Source organism: Photobacterium sp. TY1-4, assembly GCF_025398175.1.
Lineage (GTDB): Bacteria > Pseudomonadota > Gammaproteobacteria > Enterobacterales > Vibrionaceae > Photobacterium.
Map to the genome: position 1 here is coordinate 1,271,456 of NZ_CP099734.1, position 20,156 is coordinate 1,291,611.

A 20,156-nucleotide genomic window follows, 5' to 3' on the forward strand; every position below is an offset into this window, starting at 1 on the left:
GGCGTGAGTGCCGTCGGGCTATTGAGCGGTGTTGCGGGCAGAAGCAAAGCCGGCTGTCTCGGGACAACCGGCACGCGGATCAGGCAATCGCCAGGTATTTGTGGGTTTGGATCGAAAGCCGCCAGTTACGTTTGACACACGTTTCGATGCACAGGGCGGTCGCCCGGGCTTTCTGGCTAATCGGTTGCAGCGCAATGCTGACGTCCGGTTTCAGGGAAACGCCGTTCAGCAACTGGTCGAGCTGTGCAATATCTTTCTCGGTGCCGACCGGATGTTTGATCTCATCGGCGCGCATTAAGGCCGAAGGAAGGACCGGCAGTTTGGCTTTCATATTGATTTTCGGAGACACCGTGACCCAGGTGTTTTCAGTCGCCAGAACTTCAGAGGTGCCGCTGGTTTCAATCTGACAGCGGAATCCGGCTTGCTCCAGCGCTGCGGTCAGCGGTTGCAGGTCATAGATACATGGCTCCCCCCCGGTGATCACTACGTGACGAGCAGTATATCCTTGATCGTGAAGTAATTTTACCACGCCTTGTGCGTCAAGATTGGTCCAGAGCGGCGAGTCGGAGGTCTTGGCCATCACTTGATCTAAGGTTGTGTGATCCTGTGGCTCCGCCGTCCAGGTTTGCTTGGTATCGCACCATGCACAGCCAACCGGGCACACTTGCAAACGGACGAAAATGGCAGGAACCCCGGTAAATACACCTTCACCCTGAATGGTTTCAAAGACTTCGTTAATTTTGTACACCGCTAACCTCGTGGCGAATCAAATCTATCACTATGGTGCTCTTTTGAGCAGCAGAGCATTATCCCAAAACTGATGGCCCTTGTCTCGGCTGGGGAGGATTTATTTGTAAAATAACAACAGCGCCTGCAGGCTGACTGGGCAAAGGACACAGTTCACAGTAGCCATCGGGCATTCATCGTGATGAGTATCACGTCCTGGACACAAGCGGCTTCACAATTACTTCGCAAAGTAAAAAAATTAATCCACCACGATTTTTATTGCTATTTTGTTCCGGAGTATTGGCATGTATGTCGCTCAGCCTGGTCATATCGACCATATCAAGAGAAACAATGCCGGCAGCGTCTACAAGCTTATCGATCAGTACGGGCCAGTCTCCCGAATTGAGCTGTCTAAGCTCAGCCAGCTAGCCCCCGCGAGTATCACCAAAATCACGCGTGAGCTGATTGATGCCCACTTGATAAAAGAAACCCAGTATCAGGAATCCACCTCCCGTGGTCGCCCGGCCATCGGGTTACTGCCCGCCAATGAAGGGTGGCAGTTTCTGTCGATCCGACTGGGGCGGGGCTATCTGACCATCGCCTTGCATGAACTGGGCGGTGACATTCTGGTGGAGGAGCGTCAGGATATCGAAGCCTTGCATCAGGATGTGGTGCTGCGGATCCTACTTGACGAAATCAGCAGCTTTTTTGCCCGTCACGTGAGTGAGTTGGATCGGATCACTGCCATTGCGGTGTCCCTGCCGGGGCTGGTCAACGCCAAAGATGGCATCGTCCTGCAAATGCCGCATTATGACGTCCATAATCTGGAGCTGGGACCGGCGATTCATAACGCGACCGGGCTGCCTGTATTTATCGGCAACGATACCCGCTCCTGGGCGCTGGCCGAGAAGCTGTTCGGGAATTCTCGCGATGTGGCGAATTCGATTCTGGTGTCGGTCCATCACGGGGTTGGTGCCGGGATCGTGGTTGATCACAATGTGCTGCAGGGGCAAACCGGCAACATCGGTGAGTTAGGTCATATTCAAATAAAGCCCTATGGCAAGCGCTGTTTCTGCGGCAACCATGGGTGTCTGGAAACCGAGGTGAGTCTGAGCGCGGTGATTGAGAAGGTGGAGCTGCGGTTGCGGGAAGGACACCTCTCGACTCTGCACGGTAAAACACTGACCATTCAGAAGATCTGTGATGCGGCGGTGGAGGGCGATACCTTAGCCCGCCAGGTGATGGTTGAGCTGGGCCATAATCTGGGCCAGGCTATCGCGATCATGGTGAATCTGTTTAATCCGGACAAGATCCTGATTGGCAGTGAACTGAACCGCGCGAAAGACATTCTGTTTCCGGCCATCATGGAGTGCGTTCGCACCCAATCGCTGCCGATTTACAACCAGAATCTGACCATAGAGCAAAGCTGTTTCTATACCCAGGCAACGATGCCCGGTGCGGCGCTGGTCAAACAGGCGATGTATGACGGCCACTTGTTGATGAAGTTGATCGAAGGCTAGCGATGTGAGCCCTCAAGGCGTCTGTGAGTGCGTTAATTTAAACCGGGTGAACGCCCGGTTTTTTGATCGTAATGCTTGTCTAACTCGTCCGGACATGAGCGACTCTATCTGATTCAATAATCAATAAAAAATGGGTCAAAGTCGGTCTATTTAACACGCTGATGACAGCCATCCTTTTGAATCTTGTCGAAAAAACACACTTTACGTCTGAATTGTTTCTAATTATCAAAAAATAAGTGTGCCTAAGGGAAAAGAATAAGCATATCTTTGCTGCGTTTTCTAATAGTAAGGAGTTGCGCATGAAGTTGAAAACGCTTGCAGCCATGGTGGCACTGATGTCCTTGGCCGGTTGTGGTGGAGGTGGTAGTTCAGAAGGCGGGAAATCGACACCCAAACTGAAAGTTAGTGAGATTACCTATTCAGACCCCGGATTAAAACAATGCGTGCTGGATGCCGGAGTGACCTATGCCCATGAACTGAAGGTACTTTTCTGCGAAGAGAAGGGGCTCACGGATGTGTCGAGCTTACAGCATTTTCCTAACTTACATGCGTTGGAGCTTAGGGATAATGCAATTGAGCAGATTGATCTGTCCAACCTGACGGAGCTCGAATGGCTGACGTTGTCGGGGAACTTGCTTAAACGTTTGGATTTAAGCCGGAATACGGAGTTAGTCAGTATTTCGGTCAATAATAATCAGCTGACTTCACTCGATGTTTCCCAAAGTCCCGACTTGTTATCTATCTGGGCGGATAAGAACCCGCTTTCAGCCATTGATGTGACACGCAACTCTAAACTGACAGATATAAATCTGGGTGCGAATGCGATTTCTAATCTTGACCTGACTTATAACCCTCAGCTTGAAACGCTGGATATGAGTGGCAGCCAACTCGAGACGATTGACCTCAGTGCGAATAGCAAGTTGAAAGAGTTAAACCTTGCTAAGAACAAGCTCACCACGGTGTCGTTGAAGTTCAATCCGCAACTAGAAGATGTGACTCTCGATGGGAATCAGATCACTACGCTTGATTTGTCGGCGAACCCCAAACTGACCCATGTCAGCGCCAGCAGTAATGAACTGACTGAAATTGATGTTTCGAAAAATACAACACTGAAAGATCTATTGGTGGCTGACAATCACCTCACGACGATTGATTTGTCACAGAACGGTCAGCTGGAGTGGCTGCTGCTGCGGGACAATCAGATAACAGACATCGATCTGAGCCAAAACGTATCGTTGAAGACGCTGGGGATTTCGGCAAATCCACTAAACGTTATTGATTTAAGCCAAAACCTGAAGTTGGAGTCATTCACCTTTCTCGCAGATCCGTTGGCATACCCGGGCTCTGGGTTAAACACGATCGATTTGTCTCAGAATCGAATGTTAAGATGGCTGCAAATCGGGGAGCATTCATTGTCCAGCTTGGATCTTAGCCAGAACGTCAATCTTGAATACCTCAGTGCTGGCAGTAACGAGCTTCCAGCCATTGATCTTAAGCAGAACACCAAGTTGACCAATCTGAGCCTGGGAGATAATCAGCTCGCGACGATTGATTTGTCCAAGCAGCCCAAACTGGAATGGCTTTTCATCACGAAAAATAATCTGACGGACATCAACCTGGAGAAAAATCCTAAGCTGGTTAGTGTGAGCGCCCTGCTGAATCCGCTGTCAGAACCAACCAAGACACATCTGGATGTCCTGGCAAAACGAGGGGTCCAAGTGTTCTATTAATCACACGATGGAATAAGCAAAGGCGTTTCGGTTGATGCGCCTTTTGCTGTGTGTAAGGCATGTGGCATTATTAATCTGTGGTCAACACTTTGCTTTTGTGAACTCACCGCGGATACTGAAACGCTATCTGGCTAAAGCAATGCCATAGATTGGAGGACTGGGGGGCGGCGTTTTTGGAATCGGGTTGACCCAGTGTGGTAAAGCCTGATGCGGAGAGTTCACGTTATCGTTTTCAGATAGTGCAAAGTAACTGTGATATTTGTCATTTTCTTAAAGTTAGTTAAACTGATTCACAAAGGTGTTTTTTATTGCCAACCCTCTTTTGAAATAGTTTATAGTGGCCTTTTTTAAGGGAATGTTGAGCTATGAATAATAAGCCATGCCCAGTTCTCGTAGGGCTAACTTTCGATGATGAAAGCAAAGAAGCTTTAGAAGCAATTAATGAAATGAATAGTGTGATTGAGAATGGCTGGATCGCCATAGCACTAGGTCACTTAGCCATTATATTTGGAGGTCTGGCCGTAAAGTCTCCGGCATCGGCTGGGCCTGTTGAAAACACGCTGGGGTTTCAATTGATTTCTAATGATGTCACAACAACTTCTTGGAGTATATACCAAACTAATTGGGAGTATTTTTTTAAGTCTTTCGGTGCACTAGAACGCCATGCAAAAAATCAGATAAGTACAATCGCTGGTTTACAAATGTTGCGAGGGAAGATTAGCCCCAAAGAAAGACAGTTTTGGAAAGCTGTACACTATGGCTGTAAGGTTGCGCAATGATGAAACATATAATCACAGCATTATTGATTTTATGGTCATTTTTTTCATGGGCTACTACGCCTGATAAAACTATACTTAACGCATTGAATCAATCCATTGTTGTATACGAAGCAAAGCATAACAAATGCATTGAGTTCGCCAGTGAAAATATATTGAGTCATAATATTATTAATATAATCAAGAAGATCGATGTAGACTTGGCAAGTAGTTTGGGCTACTTGTATAAAGAGGCAATATATAAGTGTTCGCTTAATGAATTGAGTTCGCTAATGAAGTTAATCATGATTATAGAAACTTCTGATGATTCGGATTATCAAAACTCTAGATTGAGAGTTAAAGAATTTAAAAGACAGCTATTTACTAAGGTTGACTTACGGTTAGAGTCAAAGTTTCAAGGTTTATCTAGAGAAAAAAAGACCGCCATATTAAATGTAGGAAAAACACTAGCTCCATTTAATATGGTAGATGCTTACGAACGAATCCAATTAGAATAAATCTTCTTATAAATTGATTAAGAGTGGCTTGCAATACTTAGCATTTTTCCATTGCGGCTTGTGTTAACAGTGAGGGTCTCCACAACGCCCTCTCAGGTTATGCAATGGTTGGGACTGCCGATCTATATTTGGTTTATTTATTGGCAAATGTCGAGAGAACTTACAAGCGTGATATTGTATGTGGATAAACACCTTGCCTGGGTGAACCTCACCATGGATACTGAAACGCTATCTGGCTAAAGCAATGTCATCGGTTGGTGTGACAGGGGGCGGCGCTTTCGGAATCAGACGGACCCAGTGGAGTAATGTTTGATTACGAGCAGTCGATATCATTCGATAGGCAAGACAGGGAAATGAGAGATAAGGATAGCTTATGAATATGAATCAAATCACGCTAGCAGTGCATGACATAGACTTGGCCGTCGAGTTCTATAAAACACTCGGCTTGGTCCAAATCGTTGCTGACGCGCATTATGCTCGTTTTTCCTGCCCTGAAGGGGAGTCGACGTTTTCAGTGTACTTAGACACGGAAAAACAAGGGGTCGAATGTCGAGGTGTCGTTTACTTTGAACATCAGCAGCTTGATGAGCTCGTCGATGACTTGAAATCAAAAGGACTCCAATTTACGCAAGAGCCGACCGATCAACCTTATCTTTGGCGTGAAGCATCTTTAAATGATCCCTCGGGCAATATCATCAAGCTCTATTGGGCAGGGGAGAATCGACTCAATCCGCCCTGGAAACTTGAAGAGCGTGCCTGACCATGTGCCCTGATGTGGGCGGTCAAAATTTTGGGTTTCAGCGTTCATCACCCAGGCTATCTTGCATCGAAGATAGCCTGTCTATCAGTGCTTCCTTTGCAGTACACTCAGCTCAGAACTGGATCCAGAACTGAATTCAGAAACGCTCCTGAATGGCGAGGTAACGCTCACGAATGTGTTCGATCAGCGCCTGGATCCGTTTGGCCGGTTTGCGGGTGTAGGGGTAGACAGCGTAGATCCCCACCACTTTGCCGGTGTGTTCCGGTAGCACTTTGACCAACTTGCCTTGCTGCAAATCATCGTAGATTAGACAGGTGGGCAGATAGGCCAGACCATTGCCTGCCAGCGCTGCTTTGCGCAGGGCGGCGGCATTGTCGGAGGAAAAATTCCCGGCCACTTTGAGGGTGTAGATCTCGCCGTTGCGGGTAAACAGCCAGTCAAATGCACCGGTGCTCTGTTTGTTGTAGCCAAAGCAGTTGTGATGCTGCAGCGCTTTCGGGGTCATCGGAATGCCGTGTTTTTCGATATAATCCGGCGAGGCGCAGATCAGCCAGCGTGAGTTGAAGATATGCCGGGCGATCAGGCTGGAGTCTTCCAGGTAACCGGTGCGGATCACCAGATCGACATTTTCCGACAGCAAATCGACAAACTCATTGTTCAGTGACATTTCTACCGTCATCCCCGGATGCTTTTTGCAGAAATCAGAAACGGCTTCGGCCAGCAGCATTTCACCGGAGATGGTCGGGACCGACATCCGGATATGGCCCGACAGGGCCTCGCTGTAGCCGGTGACGGCATCAAATGCCGAATGGGCCACCTGGCGGATATCTTTGGCACGGTGATAGAGCACTTCGCCCGGCTCGGTCAGGGTGAGCTTGCGGGTCGTACGGTAGATCAACTGGACGCCCAGCTCAGATTCGAGCTTGCTCACCCGCTTGCTGACTACGGATTTGGTGATGTTGTTCAGTTCGGCAACTTTGCTGAATGAGCCGTGCTCGATGACTTGGGTAAACAGGACGAGATCGTCAATTTGTGGCATGGGAATCGTCAATTATCAATACTGAATGCATTATAAATAACAAGGTGGCAGAAATACAAAAGATGCGCCATCGGGCGCATCTTTGTTTTCGGGCAGGGTAGGGCGAGCCCTTACATGTCATCGATAATGATGTACGTCGCGTAAACCGGGCCGTGAACCCCGACGACCTTGATCAGCTCGATATCGGCGGTCGAACTCGGGCCGGAGATGAAGTTGACGCACGACGGCATGCGCTCGCCGTTCTTGGCTTTCTCATGCAGCGCCGCAGTGGCCTGAGTTAAACGGGCAACCAGTGTACTTTTCGGCACGATGAAGACGGAGGCTTCCGGCAGCAGGCTGACCGCGCGGCCCTGTTTCGGGTTGCTGTACAGCACCATGGTACCGGACTCTGCCAGTGCCTGCTCGGCAAACACCACCCCAACCTGAGCGCGCTCGGCAATGGTGATGTTCGGCTCGTAACCGGCGGCCTGATCCCAGACATGCACCTGGTGACCATCCTCGGCCAGATCCGCCGGGCTGACCAGTGCCAGCAAGCGTGGATCGGCGGAAAGCATGGTTTCCCCGGCGTATTGTGCAGCGTCACCAGCTTCCGTACGGCAGTAATCCAGACAAACCGATTTCAGGGTCTGTGCCAGCTCTGCCTGAGTGGTGGTCAGCGCCTGTGAACCCAGTGCCGTCTGGGTGTACTCAATCAGGACGTCTTTCAGCTCGTCCTGGTTTTTGTCGGCCATCACGTCATGATGGCAGCGGTATTTCAGGGCAGGGTGTTCGACCTGCGTGGTGCGGCGCTCACGGCCCAGTTGTTTGGCAATGTTGTCCAGAAAGCTGTCGCGGTTGTAGATACGCGAATGGTCTGCAGCCGGTGCCGTATTATCAGTGTGATTTGCCATGTTATTCCCCTTTATCCTGCTTGCGTTTTTTGAACCAGCTGCGGAACGACTCACCATCGCCCTGCGGCAGATCGCGAGACTCAGTCCAGGCTTTCAGACCGACGTTCACCGGCAGCTTGCCGTTGCGGATCAGGCCACTGGTTACGGTTGCACCGACTTTCACCGTCGTGCCCCACAGCAGCGGACGGGCATTGATAAAGTTGAAGGCACCCACAGCGGCACGCTCCAGCAGTGGCGTTTGCTCTGATTCTGCCATCTTTTCGCGGTGCTTGAGCAGCAGGTCGGAGAGCGGGATCTTCACCGGACACACGTCATGACACGCGCGGCACAGACTACAGGCGTAAGGCAGCTCTTTAAAGTCGTCATAATCACCCAGCAGCGGCGACAGCACGGCGCCAATCGGACCGGAGTAGATCGAGCCGTAAGACTGGCCGCCGATATGGCGGTATGCCGGACAGGTGTTGACACAGGCAGCACAACGGATACAGCGCAGGATGTCGCGGAACTCTGAACCCAGAATTTCCGAGCGGCCGTTATCGACAATCACCAGGTGGAATTCTTCCGGGCCATCGCAATGTTCGTCTTCACGCGGGCCGGTCAGGGCGGTCACGTAGCCGGTCAGCGGCAGGCCGACGGCACTGCGGCACAGCAGGCTGACCACGATATCCAACTCTTCGAAAGTCGGAACCATGCGTTCCATGCCCATCACCGCAATATGGGTTTTCGGCAGGCTGGTGGACAGACGGGCGTTCCCCTCGTTGGTCACCAGGGTTACGGTGCCGGATTCGGCGACGGCGAAGTTACAGCCGGTGATGCCGATATCCGCTTCCAGGAAGTCGTGGCGGATGTAGTTGCGGACATAGCGGGTCAGCTCTTCCGGATCGTCGGAGCCGTCATAGCCGATTTTGTCTTTGAACACGTCACGGATTTGCATCCGGTTTTTGTGTAAGGCCGGGACCACGATGTGTGATGGTGGATCGCAGTCATCGACCTGGAGGATATACTCTCCCAGATCCGTTTCCACCACTTCGCAGCCATTGCGTTCAATGATCTTGTTCAGACCGATTTCTTCAGTCACCATCGACTTGGATTTGACGACTTTCTTGGCGTTTTTCTGCTGAATGATGCCTTCGACGTAGTCAGTGGCTTCTTCGGCCGTTTTGGCGAAGAAGACGTGGCCGCCGTTCTTCTGAACGTTGTCGCTCAGTTGCTGCAGGTAGTAATCCAGGTTTTCCAGCACGTGGTTGCGGATGTCCATCCCCATTTCACGCCACTCTTCCCAGTTGCCAAGTTTTTCCGCGGCAATCGCGCGGTTGGTAAACATACGCTCCTGAGCGTTGGCGACCGACTTGCGCATGAATTCGTCTTTCATCTGAACGTCGATACGTTCCTGAAAGTTGACCTGGCTGGTTTTCATCGACATAACAACGCCCCTCTTAACGGCTCATCAGCACATCGACAATGTGCATCACTTTGATCGGTCGACCTTCGCGGGTCATGCGGCCACCAATGTTGATCAGGCAGCTGACATCGGCACCGATCAGGTAGTCTGGTTCGACCGCGCTGATGTGGTGGACTTTCTCTTTCACCATTTCGCCTGAAATTTCAGACATCTTGACCGAGAAGGTCCCGCCGAACCCACAGCAGGTTTCCTGGTTTTTGATCGGCAGCATTTCCAGCCCTTCGACATTGGCCAGCAGGCGCAGCGGCTCTTCACGTACACCCAGCTTACGGATCAGGCTGCAAGACGGGTGGTAGACGGCACGGCCTTCCAGACGGGCACCGACGTTATCGACGCCCAGGATATTGACGATAAACTGGGTCAGTTCGTACAGGCGATCGGCCAGTTTCTGTGCCCGGGCTGCCCACTCCGGCTCATCGGCCAGGTATTCCGGGTAGCGTTTGATTGAGGCGGCACACGAGCCGGCCGGGGTGACGATCAGGTGATCATTCTCCTCAAACGCCATAATCATGTTTTTCATCGCCGGTTTGCTGCCTTCAATGTAGCCACTATTCAATGAAGGCTGACCACAACATCCTTGTTTTTCAGGAAAGATGATTTCGCAGCCAAGCTTTTCCAACAGCTCGACAGTCTTTTTGGCAACTTCGGCTTTGACCGTGTCGCACAGACAGGTGGCAAAAAAGTTTACCTTCATGATATAGCTCCAGTGACGGTTGAACCGTGGTTATCTTTTTATTTTATATTCAGTGCCCGGCGGGAGATATTCCAGCCGGGCATTGGGATCGCTCAGTCGTGCTTAGATAAAGGCACTGACCAGGCCGACAATCATCCCGTAGATCACCATAGGAACTACGGTACGCTTGATGATGTAGCCTTCTTTGTTGGCAATCCCCAAAATGGTTGAAACGGCAATGATGTTATTGATACACACCATGTTCCCCATCGATGCGCCGACCGACTGCAGGGCCAGAATCGTGGTTTCCGGCAGACCGACCGTGTGGGCAATCGTCTGTTGGATCCCGCCGAACGTCAGGTTCGAAACGGTTGCTGAGCCGGAGAAGAATGCGCCCAGGGCACCCAGGTAAGATGCGACCCACTGCCAGTTGGCACCCATCAGATCAGCAAACGCCTGGCCTGTAGTCATGATGGGTGAGTTTTCGTCACCGACCATCATAAATTTCACCATGATCAGGGCACCGACCAGGGCGATGAACGGAATTTTGATCCGGCTGGCGGTCTCGGTGAACGCCTGTTTGGCCAGCTGGCCGCTCATGCCCAGTACCGGAATCGAGATCAGCACCACCAGCAGGAATGGGATCAGCGCCGGAACATACAGGGTTTTATAGGCCCAGCTGGTTTCGGTGCCCAGAATATTGGTCAGCTTGAAGATCAGTGCCTGGCTGATGCTCAGATCCGCAAAGCCCAGATTGAGGTTCATCAACGGTGTGCTGTCGTTGAGCATGGCTTTGATGCCCAGCTGCTGAATGCGGGTGACGATCAGAATCCCAATCAGCATCAGAGTCGGACTCATGGCTTTGAGCACAGTGCTGAACGGCATTTTCTCAGGCTTGGCGTGTGTGCTTGGCTCTGGTGTTTCCAGGCCGACATTCATGCGGGCCAGCAGGATCGACAGCGACAGACCGATTGCCCCGCCAACCAGAGACGGAAACTCATAGTTCCATTGCGCGAACAGCCAGTAAGGCAGGGTACAGGACACGATGCTCAGCTGGATGAACAGCAGGTTGCGACGAATGGCTTGCCAGCTGACGACAAATTTCAGCGCGATGACCGGAATAATGAAGGCGGCAATGGCGTGGAGCAGGGCGGACTGGCGACCGGCTTCCAGCAGGGCGGCTTCATCCAGGCCCAGACCGGCCAGGCCGAACCAGGTCGGGGTGCCGACGGCGCCGAAAGACACCGGAACGGAGTTCATCACCAGGGCCAGGATTGCGACTTTCAACGGGTTGAAACCGAGGCCGACCAGAATTGGCGCTGCAATGGCTGCCGGTGTACCGAAGCCGGAGGCGCCTTCAATCATAAAGGCAAACGCCCAGCCGATGATCATCAGCTGGGCGACCTGGTTGCGGCTGATACCTTCGAGCCATTGGCGGATCACCGCTTCAGCGCCGGACAGGGCGATCACGCGGTTGAGCAGGATCGCACCGGCAATAATAGAGATAGGGGTGATCGCAGACAGCATGCCGGAGATGATGTTGGCCGAAAGTAGGGTGGCGTCTGTCCCAAAGTAAAAGAGTTGTAGCAGGCCGATCATCAACGCCGTGATCGGCAGTGCGATATGTGACGGCAGCGAGTTCCGCTTCGTCATCATCCAGATCAGGAGCAAAATCGGTACGACGGATATTGCAAGGTTTAACATGAGTTATCCCACTCTATATAGGTTTGTATTCTTGTCGTGATTTGACGTTATTTTTCTAATTGTCACTAGCTGGCTGTGCTGGGCCATCCCGGTAACTTTGTGGGGGGAGTATTCTAGGAGGGAAAATCTCGCTGGCTATTAGTTTTTAAAATGTTAAATGTATGACAAATGGGTGCTTTGTGAGCATTCTCCGGATGTTAAAATTGAACGGATTGTGTTTTCCTTCAAAATCAGTGACTTATTAATGGGCCTGCATCTTGGTAAGGCTTATTGGTTGATGTTTGGAAACAATAAATTCTCATTTATTCATTAATGAATGTGGTGTTTTTTTAGCTGTTTTTGCGCTGAATTTATCTAATTAGGAATCATTATTATTTGTTTTAGCTTATTTTGTTGTAATTTTACTACAAATGTGGCGCTATTTTGCTGAGGTTTGTTATCGCTTTTCTACACAGGCGAGCGTTTTCCTACACTCATAGGGAGCAGGTCAACCCGGATTCGGAACAGGAAGATACCCATGGTGAAACCCAGACTGATTGTGTTTTATGACGGCAGCTGTGAAGGGTGTGTGAAGGACCGTGCCCGCTATGAGCAGTGGCTCGGACGGCAGACGGCCCGGGTGCACTGGTTTGACATTACCGATCAGGATGCCCAGCTCAGGGCGCGCGGGATCGATCCGGCCCGGGCGTTGCGCGAATTGCATGTTGAAGATCAGCACGGGACCGTGAGACGGGAATTGGATGCTTATATCCTCCTGTTTTCACTGATTTGGTGGCTCAAGCCGCTGGCATGGCTGGTGAGTTTACCGGGGATCCGGTCATGGGTTTCCCGCTGGTACCGGCAGCATGTTGATGCACGATTGCGCCGGGAAGGGCGGGGCTAATCTGAATCGCGAGTCCACGTGTTGGATTATGTTCCTGGATGGTATAAGGCGGGGACTATCTCAACCACTGTCTATGTGCCATGTGCACGTCCGCCAGACAGGGATTGAGCGCCGGGTCGCTCAGTCTTGAATTATTCTTCTTTGAGCTGTTCGTCAATGATGTTGTGGAGAAAGGAAAGGGCGGCGCGGTGGTCATTGCGGCTCATGAACCATTGTTTCTGGTTGGTTTCCAGCGGCAGAAGCTCCAGCCAGCGCTGACACACCCAGGTGGTGTCGTTGAAATCGGGCTCCGGGTAATGGGTCGCGTGTTCCGGGTATTCGTTAAACAGCGCCTGCAGGCTGTTGGCAATCCCGCGATCGGCAAACTTCACGGCGGTCGGCGACCAGTTCCGGATTGGTGAGACATCACCGAAGCGCAATCCGTCGTCTTCCTGCCAGTGATCGTTGATCACGAACTTTTCGACGGCCTGAACCGTAATGCCGAGCAAGCCGTCGGACATCCGTTCGAAATCGGTGATCACGGTGCGGGTACCAAAATGGCACAGAGTCTCTTCATCTTTCATACACAGGCCGAAGCCTTCGCCTGAGGCCATGGCCAGCTTGACCAGTCGAATGTAGCGGGGCTCGAAAATCCTCAGTTTGCTGATCCCACCCGGCAACAAGTAAAGCTGTAACGGAAAAAGGGGTAGCTGCATAGTAATAGCCTTTACTGACGTTGTTGTAATGATTGTAACGTTAGCAAAAGTATAAGCAGACAGGTGTGGGAATCTGTCTGCTTTTCGATACTAGCTGAGAGTTATCAAAATTGCGGAAGTAAGACGGCTAAGTTCCTGTGGATTAATGATAAATGGAGGCATGATGTAGACAAGTGTGCCAAAAGGGCGAATCCAGACACCCTCGTCTACAAAACGCTGCTGAATTTCCGCCAGGTCGACCGGTTCATACAGCTCAACGACACCGATCGCGCCCAGCCAGCGCACATCTTTCACTTTGTCCAGTTTGCCGATTTCAGGCAAGGTTTCCGCCAGCTGTTTCTCAATCCTTTCAACCTGTTGCTGCCACTCACCGGTTTGCAGCAGGGCCAAACTGGCGTTGGCGACGGCACAGGCCAGCGGGTTGCCCATAAAGGTCGGTCCGTGCATAAAACAACCCGCGGCGCCGCTACACACGGTATCAGCCACGTGCTTAGTGGTCAGGGTAGCCGACAGGGTCATGTAGCCGCCGGTCAGGGCTTTGCCGACACAGAGGATATCCGGGCTGATCCCGGCATGCTCGCAGGCAAACAGTTTCCCGGTGCGGCCGAATCCGGTTGCAATCTCATCGGCAATCAGCAGCACGCCATAGGTGTCGCACAGCTCACGAACCCGCTTGAGGTAGGTTGGATGGTAGAGCCGCATACCTCCGGCGCCCTGAACAATCGGCTCAAGAATGACCGCGGCAACCTCCTGGTGATGGGCAGCCAGCTGCGTCGCAAAATCCTGAATGTCGTCTTCCTGCCAGGCTTCACCAAAGCGGGTGGTCGGCGAGTCGGCAAAGATGTGTTCGGGCAGAAATCCTTTGTACAGGCCGTGCATGGAGTTGTCCGGATCGGTGACTGACATCGCGGCGAAGGTATCCCCATGGTAGCCATGACGCAGGGTCAGGAACTTGGGCCGCTGCTCCCCTCTGGCATGCCAGAATTGCAGAGCCATTTTCAGCGCCACCTCGACCGCCACCGAGCCCGAATCTGCCAGGAACACTTGCTGCAATGGCTCGGGGGTCATCTCGACCAGCTTGCGGCACAGCTCAACAGCGGGTTGGTGGGTGATCCCGCCAAACATCACATGGGACATCTGATCGATTTGTGCTTTGGCCGCGGCGTTGAGTCGCGGGTGGTTGTAACCGTGGATCGCCGCCCACCAGGAGGACATGCCGTCAACCAGCTCCCGGCCGTCTTCCAGTCGCAGATAGACGCCGCTGGCGCTTTCGACCGGATAGCAGGGCAGTGGCTTGAGGGTGGAAGTGTAGGGATGCCAGACATGTTGCTGGTCGAAATCTAAATCGATCAAGGTGGTTGTTTTTTGCACAAATGTAAACCTATGTGTTTTCTTGTAGTTGACAGTCTACTAAGGAACAGTAGACTAGCCAAGCATAAACCCCTGTCTGAATCACGGCTTCATCAGCGGATTCAAGAAGAAATAGAATAAAACCATTTGCTGTTCGGTCTCTGGCCCTATTTGAAGTTACTGGTGCCGAACTGTCTTAACCTGAGAGGTGATTACACGTGGAAGTACGTCACGATTGGACAGTCGAGGAAGTACAAGCGCTATTCGACAAGCCGTTTATGGATCTGGTGTTTGAAGCCCAGCAAGTGCACCGCCAGCATCACGAGCCGAACAAAGTTCAGGTCAGCACCTTGCTGTCCATTAAGACCGGCGCCTGCCCGGAAGACTGTAAGTACTGCCCGCAAAGCGCCCATTACCGCACCGACGTCGAGCGTGAGCGTCTGCTGGAAGTAGAACGGGTGTTAGATGCCGCCGGGAAAGCCAAAGCCTCCGGCGCGACCCGCTTCTGTATGGGCGCCGCCTGGAAAAACCCGAAAGAGCGCGACATGCCGTACCTGCTGGAGATGGTCCGTGGCGTGAAGTCGATGGGGCTGGAAACCTGTATGACGCTGGGGATGATCACCGGCGATCAGGCCAACGAGCTGGCGGGTGCCGGTCTGGATTACTACAACCATAACCTCGATACCTCGCCGGAGTATTACGGCAACATCATCACCACCCGAACCTACCAGGATCGTTTGGATACGCTGGGCCATGTCCGTGATGCCGGGATGAAGATCTGCTCGGGCGGCATTATCGGCATGGGAGAAAGTGATCGTGACCGTGCCTCGCTGCTGGTGGAGCTGGCAAATCTGCCGACGCACCCGGAAAGTGTGCCGATCAACATGCTGGTCAAAGTCAAAGGCACGCCACTGGAAAAAGTTGATGATGTGGATCCGTTCGATTTCATCCGTATTATTGCCGTTGCCCGGATCATCATGCCGCAATCAGCCGTCCGTTTGTCGGCCGGCCGGGAAGATATGAACGAGCAAATGCAGGCGTTGTGCTTTATGGCTGGGGCCAACTCGGTGTTCTACGGCTGTAAGCTGCTGACCACGCCGAACCCGGGTGAAGACAAAGACATGCAGCTGTTTGCCAAACTGGGCATTAACCGCCAGGAGCAGGCAGCCAAACCGGATGAAATTCAGGAGCAGGAGTTGCTTGGTCAGGTGGCACAGCGTGTCGCAGCCCGGCCGACGAAAGACGATCTGTTCTACGATGCCTCGCTTTAAGCAACGTATCGATCAGGCGCTGGGTGAACGTCATGCCCAGGGCCTGTATCGGCAGCGGACTTGCCTTGCCCGCTCAGCATCCCAGACCCGGGGGCCAAACGGCGCCCTGGTCAATTTCTCTAGCAACGATTATCTGGGGCTGGCACAAGAGCCCGAACTCATTACTGCCTGGCAGGACGGGCTGTCGAAATACGGTGCCGGGAGCGGTGCTTCCCCTTTAGTGACCGGCTTTCAGGAACCGCACCGGGCGCTTGAAGCCCAACTGGCCGACTGGCTGGGGTTTGAACGCGCGTTGCTGTTCAGCAGCGGTTTCAGTGCCAACCAAGCGCTGTTGTTTGCCTTGCTCCAGTCGGATGACCTCTTACTTCAGGACAAGCTGAACCATGCATCGCTGATGGAAGCCGGGAGCCTGTCACCGGCAACGATGCGGCGTTTTCCCCATAATGATACCCGGGCATTGCAGCGTCTGCTGACACGCTCTGATTCCGTGGCCGGGGACCGTTTGGTGATCACGGAAGGGGTGTTCAGCATGGACGGGGATCTGGCCCCGCTGGCTGAAATTCATACCCTGACTCAAGCACACCTAAGCTGGCTGGCCGTCGATGATGCGCACGGTTGCGGCGTGCTCGGGGAAGAAGGCCGGGGCAGTTGTGACTTCGCCGGGATCCACCCGGATATTCTGATCGTGACGTTCGGCAAGGCGTTCGGGCTGCAGGGGGCGGCCATATTGTGCGATCAAGACACGGCTGAGTATCTGGTGCAGTTCGCGCGACATTTTATCTACTCCACGGCAATGCCACCGGCGCAGGCGTATGCGCTCGGCACCGCCTGCCAGTTGATCCGCCGGGATCAGTGGCGACGGGACAAGCTGGCAGAGCTGAGTGCGCTGCTCAGTAAGCAGGTTGATCCGGCCATTGCGCTGCAACCGACGCCAACCCCGATTAAGCCATTGATCATTGGCGACAGTGAGCGTGCTGTTGCCGTCTCGGCGGCCCTGCGGGAGCGGGGGATTTGGGTCAGCGCGATCCGACCACCGACGGTGCCTGCCAATACGGCGCGGCTGCGGATCACATTGACCGCGGCGCACAGCCAGGCCGATGTTGTGGCCCTGGCCAATCATATCAATGAGGTGATTCATGACTAACGGAATGAATGCGGTCACTCAGACGCTGAGCCCGGCTCAGCACTTAAACTCACAGCATCCAACCCCACAGCACCCCACCCCACAGTGCCCAGGCCCACAGCAGCCCCACGATAAACAGGCGATTGCCGAGGCCTTTGGTCGCGCTGCGGACCATTATGATCAGGCGGCGGCCTTTCAACGCCGGGTGGGGCATCATTTGCTCGATCAACTCCCGGTAGTCTGCGCGGCCGGGAGCAAGGCCCTGGATTTGGGCTGCGGTACCGGGTATTTCACCGAGCAGCTGCTGGCGCGCGGTTATCAGGTGTGCGCTGCTGATTTGTCGGTGCAGATGCTGGCCAAGGCCGAGCAACGCTGCGGTGCGCGGGCCCGTTATCTGGAGGCCGACGCGGAAGCCTTGCCGCTGGCCGACAATCAGTTTGATGTCGCTTTCAGCAGTCTGGCGCTGCAATGGTGTGACAATCTGGCAACGCCGCTCAAAGAGCTGAAGCGGGTGGTCCGGCCGGGTGGTGTGATTGCTTTTACTACCCTGGTGGACGGCTCGTTGTATGAGTTGGCGAAGGCGTGGGAAGAGGTTGATGCACGTCAACATGTGAACCAGTTTCTGTCGCAAAAGGACATAAACCTTGCGCTGGCGCAAGTAGGGTGGGCGGCAGATCTCCTAGACTTTTTGCCTATCACCATGCATTACCAGACGGCAGTCGAGCTGATGAAAGATCTGAAAGGGATCGGCGCGACACACTTACATCAGGCACGAAAATCAGGTCTCGCCGGGCGTCAAACCATTCGCGCCGTCGAGCGTGCTTACGATGCGTTTCGTGACAGCAGCGGACAGTTGCCGGCTACCTACCAAGTCTGTTTTGGAGTAATCACGAATGACTAAGGCTTTTTTCATTGCCGGAACGGATACCGATGTCGGCAAGACGGTTGCATCCCGGGCGATTTTACATGCAGCCGACAAGGCGAATATTCAAATCGCCGGATACAAACCGGTCGCTTCGGGAAGCCAGATCACTGAAGACGGGATCCGTAACTCCGATGCACTTTATTTGCAGCAAGCCTCCGTGGTGCCACTCACTTATGATGAAGTGAACCCCTATGCGTTCGAGGCGCCGATTTCACCACATCTGGCTTCTGAGCAGGAAAATCGGCCGATTGATTTTGCCGTTTTGTCTCAGGGGCTGGCACATCTGAAGGCCAAATCAGAGGTGGTGCTGGTGGAAGGTGCCGGGGGCTGGCGGGTGCCGGTCACCCACGACGTGTGCCTGTCGAGCTGGGTAAAACAGGAACAGTTACCCGTGGTGCTGGTGGTCGGTGTAAAGCTGGGTTGCTTGAGCCATGCCATGCTGACGGCAGAAGCGATTGAGCGTGATGGACTTGAGATGGTGGGTTGGGTCGCTAACCGAATTAATCCAGGCACAGAGCACTACGCAGAAATTATTCAGATGCTGGAGCAGAAGCTGCCGGGGAAAAAGCTGGGTGAGATCCCGTACATGCCGGGGATCAAAAAGCGCAACCTGGCTGACTATATCGATTTGGCGCCGCTGGGGCTGACTGTCGAGGCATAAAGCCTGCCAGACGGTACGCAGAACCGCAAATACAGAAAAACCCTGCAGCGTATGTTGCAGGGTTTTGTCGTAAAAAAGGATGGTCATTGCTGTGCCGAACAGTGCGGGTTGTCGGTCGCACTATCGATTCACATCAGAACCCTTCAATTATCGTAATTGGGGGTCAGCGGGACTTGTTCATCAGGGCCGGCAGGCAATACCAGGCCGCAGCAAACGCAATCAGGCTATAGGCCAGCAGTTCAACCCCTTCCTCTGCCAGATTTTTCACCGGGCGCATATAGGCATCCTGCATCAGCGCTTGCCACAGATCGCCCATGCCGAACAGGCGGGCAAACACCAGCAAAGTCGCCATCCCGGCCAGCATCAGGCCGAAGCTGCGGTGCTGGGCGTAATCGATCAGCGGCTTGCGGGTGACGGCTTTATGTCGCACCGCGAAGATGATGGCACTGGTTGCCAACAACCAGGCCGGATATTTCCAGAAACCGTGGCTGATTTGATCAAACACCGCGTCGAGTTCACGGATCATCAGGATGTAGAAAAAGGCACTGGCTAACACGGCAAACCCACGTTGACTGGGGCGACGGATCGCCACGGCGGCAAATAAGCTGCCGGCCAGAAACAGGTAGGTTTCCTGAAGGTATTCAATCAATGAATTTTCACCGGCGTAGGCATTGAGGTTAGCCACTTCCAGATGAATCACCACTGCTGATGCCGCCAGTAACAGGGCCAGGGTAAAGAACAGCGCTGCTGGCAGAATCATCGGATTCATGGCTTGGGCCGGAATACGTCGACTCTGTGAAGGATCTGTATTAATCAAAGTAGATTGCATAGTACGTACCATTTCGCTTGCCCGGAGGACATCCTGGTCGCCTTGGGAGCAGATCGTATGACAAATGAATGGGGCGATTATGCTGAGCAGATGCTGAATGCGACCTGTACTGAAAGGGTGATGTCGATCCCATTAATCAGGGTGATGAATGGCGGTTCTGTCATCACTTTGAAATAAAACGCCCTCGCAAAAGCAAGGGCGTAAATCTCTCGATGATTACTGTGGGGCGCTATGAACTTAACTGTCCTGGGTGAGTTTCAGCAGCGCTTCGTGGGCATCTGACCGGGACGTCTTGGCTGCATCAATACCCAGCTCACGATGGGCTTCGTCAGTCGTCATCCCCAGATGACAGCGCAGGATATCAATCGCGACTTGGTAGTTCTGGTGATCGGCCATCATTCCTCCATGAAATTTGACAACGCTCTATGCAGTTCAAAAAGTATGCTTGTGACGATAGTAGAACGTCTGATAACTTGCAATAAGACTAAAGTCTATACCCGCGCTTGTTTGAGTCCGGTCACGGGGTGTCTGGGATCTCAGGTGCCTGCGTCTGGATTTCTATTGGGTCGGGCACCCGCTCTCAACGATCAGTGCCCTTACGAAACGTAACAATTTCCTTCTTTCCCTTGTAATTACTTTGAA

20 protein-coding genes are annotated in these 20,156 nt (G+C 52.9%); 10 read left to right on the forward strand and 10 right to left on the reverse strand.

What is annotated here, in order from left to right; translation table 11 throughout:
• Positions 1 to 79: 79 nt before the first annotated feature.
• A complete protein-coding gene (gene queE / locus NH461_RS06050; RefSeq protein ID WP_261602352.1) occupies positions 80 to 748 on the reverse strand; it encodes a 7-carboxy-7-deazaguanine synthase QueE in 669 nt (222 codons plus the stop codon).
• A 283-nt stretch (positions 749 to 1,031) separates the two neighbouring features.
• Here queE and NH461_RS06055 point away from each other — a divergent pair, with 283 nt between their 5' ends.
• The 5 genes from NH461_RS06055 (at position 1,032) to NH461_RS06075 (ending at position 6,009) form a co-directional block, all read left to right on the forward strand.
• Positions 1,032 to 2,246 (forward strand): ROK family protein, encoded by a 1,215-nt coding sequence (locus tag NH461_RS06055; RefSeq protein WP_261602353.1) that lies wholly within the window; start codon positions 1,032 to 1,034, stop codon positions 2,244 to 2,246.
• A gap of 299 nt (positions 2,247 to 2,545) precedes the next feature.
• Positions 2,546 to 3,976: a leucine-rich repeat domain-containing protein gene (locus NH461_RS06060; protein ID WP_261602354.1), complete on the forward strand. Its 1,431-nt coding sequence runs from the start codon at positions 2,546 to 2,548 to the stop codon at positions 3,974 to 3,976.
• 365 nt (positions 3,977 to 4,341) lie between these two features.
• Positions 4,342 to 4,755 carry a hypothetical protein gene (locus NH461_RS06065; protein ID WP_261602355.1) on the forward strand — a complete coding sequence of 138 codons (414 nt, stop codon included), beginning with the start codon at positions 4,342 to 4,344 and terminating at the stop codon, positions 4,753 to 4,755.
• The gene (locus NH461_RS06070; protein WP_261602356.1) at positions 4,752 to 5,249 is read left to right on the forward strand and encodes a hypothetical protein; all 498 of its coding nucleotides are present in this window, start codon (positions 4,752 to 4,754) and stop codon (positions 5,247 to 5,249) included. The genes NH461_RS06065 and NH461_RS06070 overlap by 4 nt, the downstream gene beginning before the upstream one ends.
• Before the next feature lie 373 nt (positions 5,250 to 5,622).
• Positions 5,623 to 6,009: a VOC family protein gene (locus NH461_RS06075; RefSeq protein WP_261602357.1), complete on the forward strand. Its 387-nt coding sequence runs from the start codon at positions 5,623 to 5,625 to the stop codon at positions 6,007 to 6,009.
• Positions 6,010 to 6,145: 136 nt separating this feature from the next.
• Here NH461_RS06075 and NH461_RS06080 read toward each other — a convergent pair whose 3' ends face one another.
• The 5 genes from NH461_RS06080 to NH461_RS06100 form a co-directional block, all read right to left on the reverse strand.
• A complete protein-coding gene (locus tag NH461_RS06080; RefSeq protein WP_261602358.1) occupies positions 6,146 to 7,048 on the reverse strand; it encodes a LysR family transcriptional regulator in 903 nt (300 codons plus the stop codon).
• 110 nt (positions 7,049 to 7,158) lie between these two features.
• Positions 7,159 to 7,938: a lactate utilization protein C gene (locus NH461_RS06085; protein ID WP_261602359.1), complete on the reverse strand. Its 780-nt coding sequence runs from the start codon at positions 7,936 to 7,938 to the stop codon at positions 7,159 to 7,161.
• A 1-nt stretch (position 7,939) separates the two neighbouring features.
• Positions 7,940 to 9,361 carry a LutB/LldF family L-lactate oxidation iron-sulfur protein gene (locus NH461_RS06090; RefSeq protein WP_261602360.1) on the reverse strand — a complete coding sequence of 474 codons (1,422 nt, stop codon included), beginning with the start codon at positions 9,359 to 9,361 and terminating at the stop codon, positions 7,940 to 7,942.
• A gap of 13 nt (positions 9,362 to 9,374) precedes the next feature.
• Positions 9,375 to 10,094: a (Fe-S)-binding protein gene (locus NH461_RS06095; RefSeq protein ID WP_261602361.1), complete on the reverse strand. Its 720-nt coding sequence runs from the start codon at positions 10,092 to 10,094 to the stop codon at positions 9,375 to 9,377.
• A gap of 102 nt (positions 10,095 to 10,196) precedes the next feature.
• Positions 10,197 to 11,777, reverse strand: a complete 1,581-nt coding sequence (locus tag NH461_RS06100; protein ID WP_261602362.1) for an L-lactate permease — start codon at positions 11,775 to 11,777, stop codon at positions 10,197 to 10,199.
• A gap of 517 nt (positions 11,778 to 12,294) precedes the next feature.
• Between NH461_RS06100 and NH461_RS06105 the strand changes: the two genes are divergently transcribed.
• Positions 12,295 to 12,660, forward strand: a complete 366-nt coding sequence (locus NH461_RS06105) for a thiol-disulfide oxidoreductase DCC family protein (RefSeq protein WP_261602363.1) — start codon at positions 12,295 to 12,297, stop codon at positions 12,658 to 12,660.
• Positions 12,661 to 12,791: 131 nt separating this feature from the next.
• Here the strand turns inward: NH461_RS06105 and NH461_RS06110 are convergent, their stop codons facing one another.
• Together NH461_RS06110 and bioA are read right to left on the reverse strand one after the other, a co-directional pair.
• Positions 12,792 to 13,355: an LON peptidase substrate-binding domain-containing protein gene (locus tag NH461_RS06110; RefSeq protein WP_261602364.1), complete on the reverse strand. Its 564-nt coding sequence runs from the start codon at positions 13,353 to 13,355 to the stop codon at positions 12,792 to 12,794.
• 90 nt (positions 13,356 to 13,445) lie between these two features.
• A complete protein-coding gene (gene bioA / locus NH461_RS06115) occupies positions 13,446 to 14,726 on the reverse strand; it encodes an adenosylmethionine--8-amino-7-oxononanoate transaminase (RefSeq protein WP_261602365.1) in 1,281 nt (426 codons plus the stop codon).
• Positions 14,727 to 14,923: 197 nt separating this feature from the next.
• Here bioA and bioB point away from each other — a divergent pair, with 197 nt between their 5' ends.
• Genes bioB through bioD form a run of 4 tightly spaced genes read left to right on the forward strand, consistent with a single transcriptional unit; the run spans position 14,924 to position 18,685 of the window.
• Positions 14,924 to 15,976: a biotin synthase BioB gene (gene bioB / locus NH461_RS06120; protein WP_261602366.1), complete on the forward strand. Its 1,053-nt coding sequence runs from the start codon at positions 14,924 to 14,926 to the stop codon at positions 15,974 to 15,976.
• Complete coding sequence (bioF, locus tag NH461_RS06125) at positions 15,963 to 17,120, forward strand: 8-amino-7-oxononanoate synthase (RefSeq protein WP_261602367.1); 1,158 nt, start codon at positions 15,963 to 15,965, stop codon at positions 17,118 to 17,120. The genes bioB and bioF overlap by 14 nt, the downstream gene beginning before the upstream one ends.
• Positions 17,113 to 18,000, forward strand: coding sequence for a malonyl-ACP O-methyltransferase BioC (bioC, locus tag NH461_RS06130; protein ID WP_261602368.1), 888 nt, complete (start codon positions 17,113 to 17,115; stop codon positions 17,998 to 18,000). Before bioF ends, bioC begins: the two co-directional genes overlap by 8 nt.
• Positions 17,993 to 18,685: a dethiobiotin synthase gene (gene bioD, locus NH461_RS06135; RefSeq protein WP_261602369.1), complete on the forward strand. Its 693-nt coding sequence runs from the start codon at positions 17,993 to 17,995 to the stop codon at positions 18,683 to 18,685. The genes bioC and bioD overlap by 8 nt, the downstream gene beginning before the upstream one ends.
• A 163-nt stretch (positions 18,686 to 18,848) precedes the next feature.
• Here bioD and NH461_RS06140 read toward each other — a convergent pair whose 3' ends face one another.
• Both NH461_RS06140 and NH461_RS06145 read right to left on the reverse strand, forming a co-directional pair.
• Positions 18,849 to 19,514 (reverse strand): hypothetical protein, encoded by a 666-nt coding sequence (locus tag NH461_RS06140; protein ID WP_261602370.1) that lies wholly within the window; start codon positions 19,512 to 19,514, stop codon positions 18,849 to 18,851.
• A 237-nt stretch (positions 19,515 to 19,751) separates the two neighbouring features.
• Positions 19,752 to 19,913: a hypothetical protein gene (locus tag NH461_RS06145; protein ID WP_261602940.1), complete on the reverse strand. Its 162-nt coding sequence runs from the start codon at positions 19,911 to 19,913 to the stop codon at positions 19,752 to 19,754.
• Positions 19,914 to 20,156 lie beyond the last annotated feature (243 nt).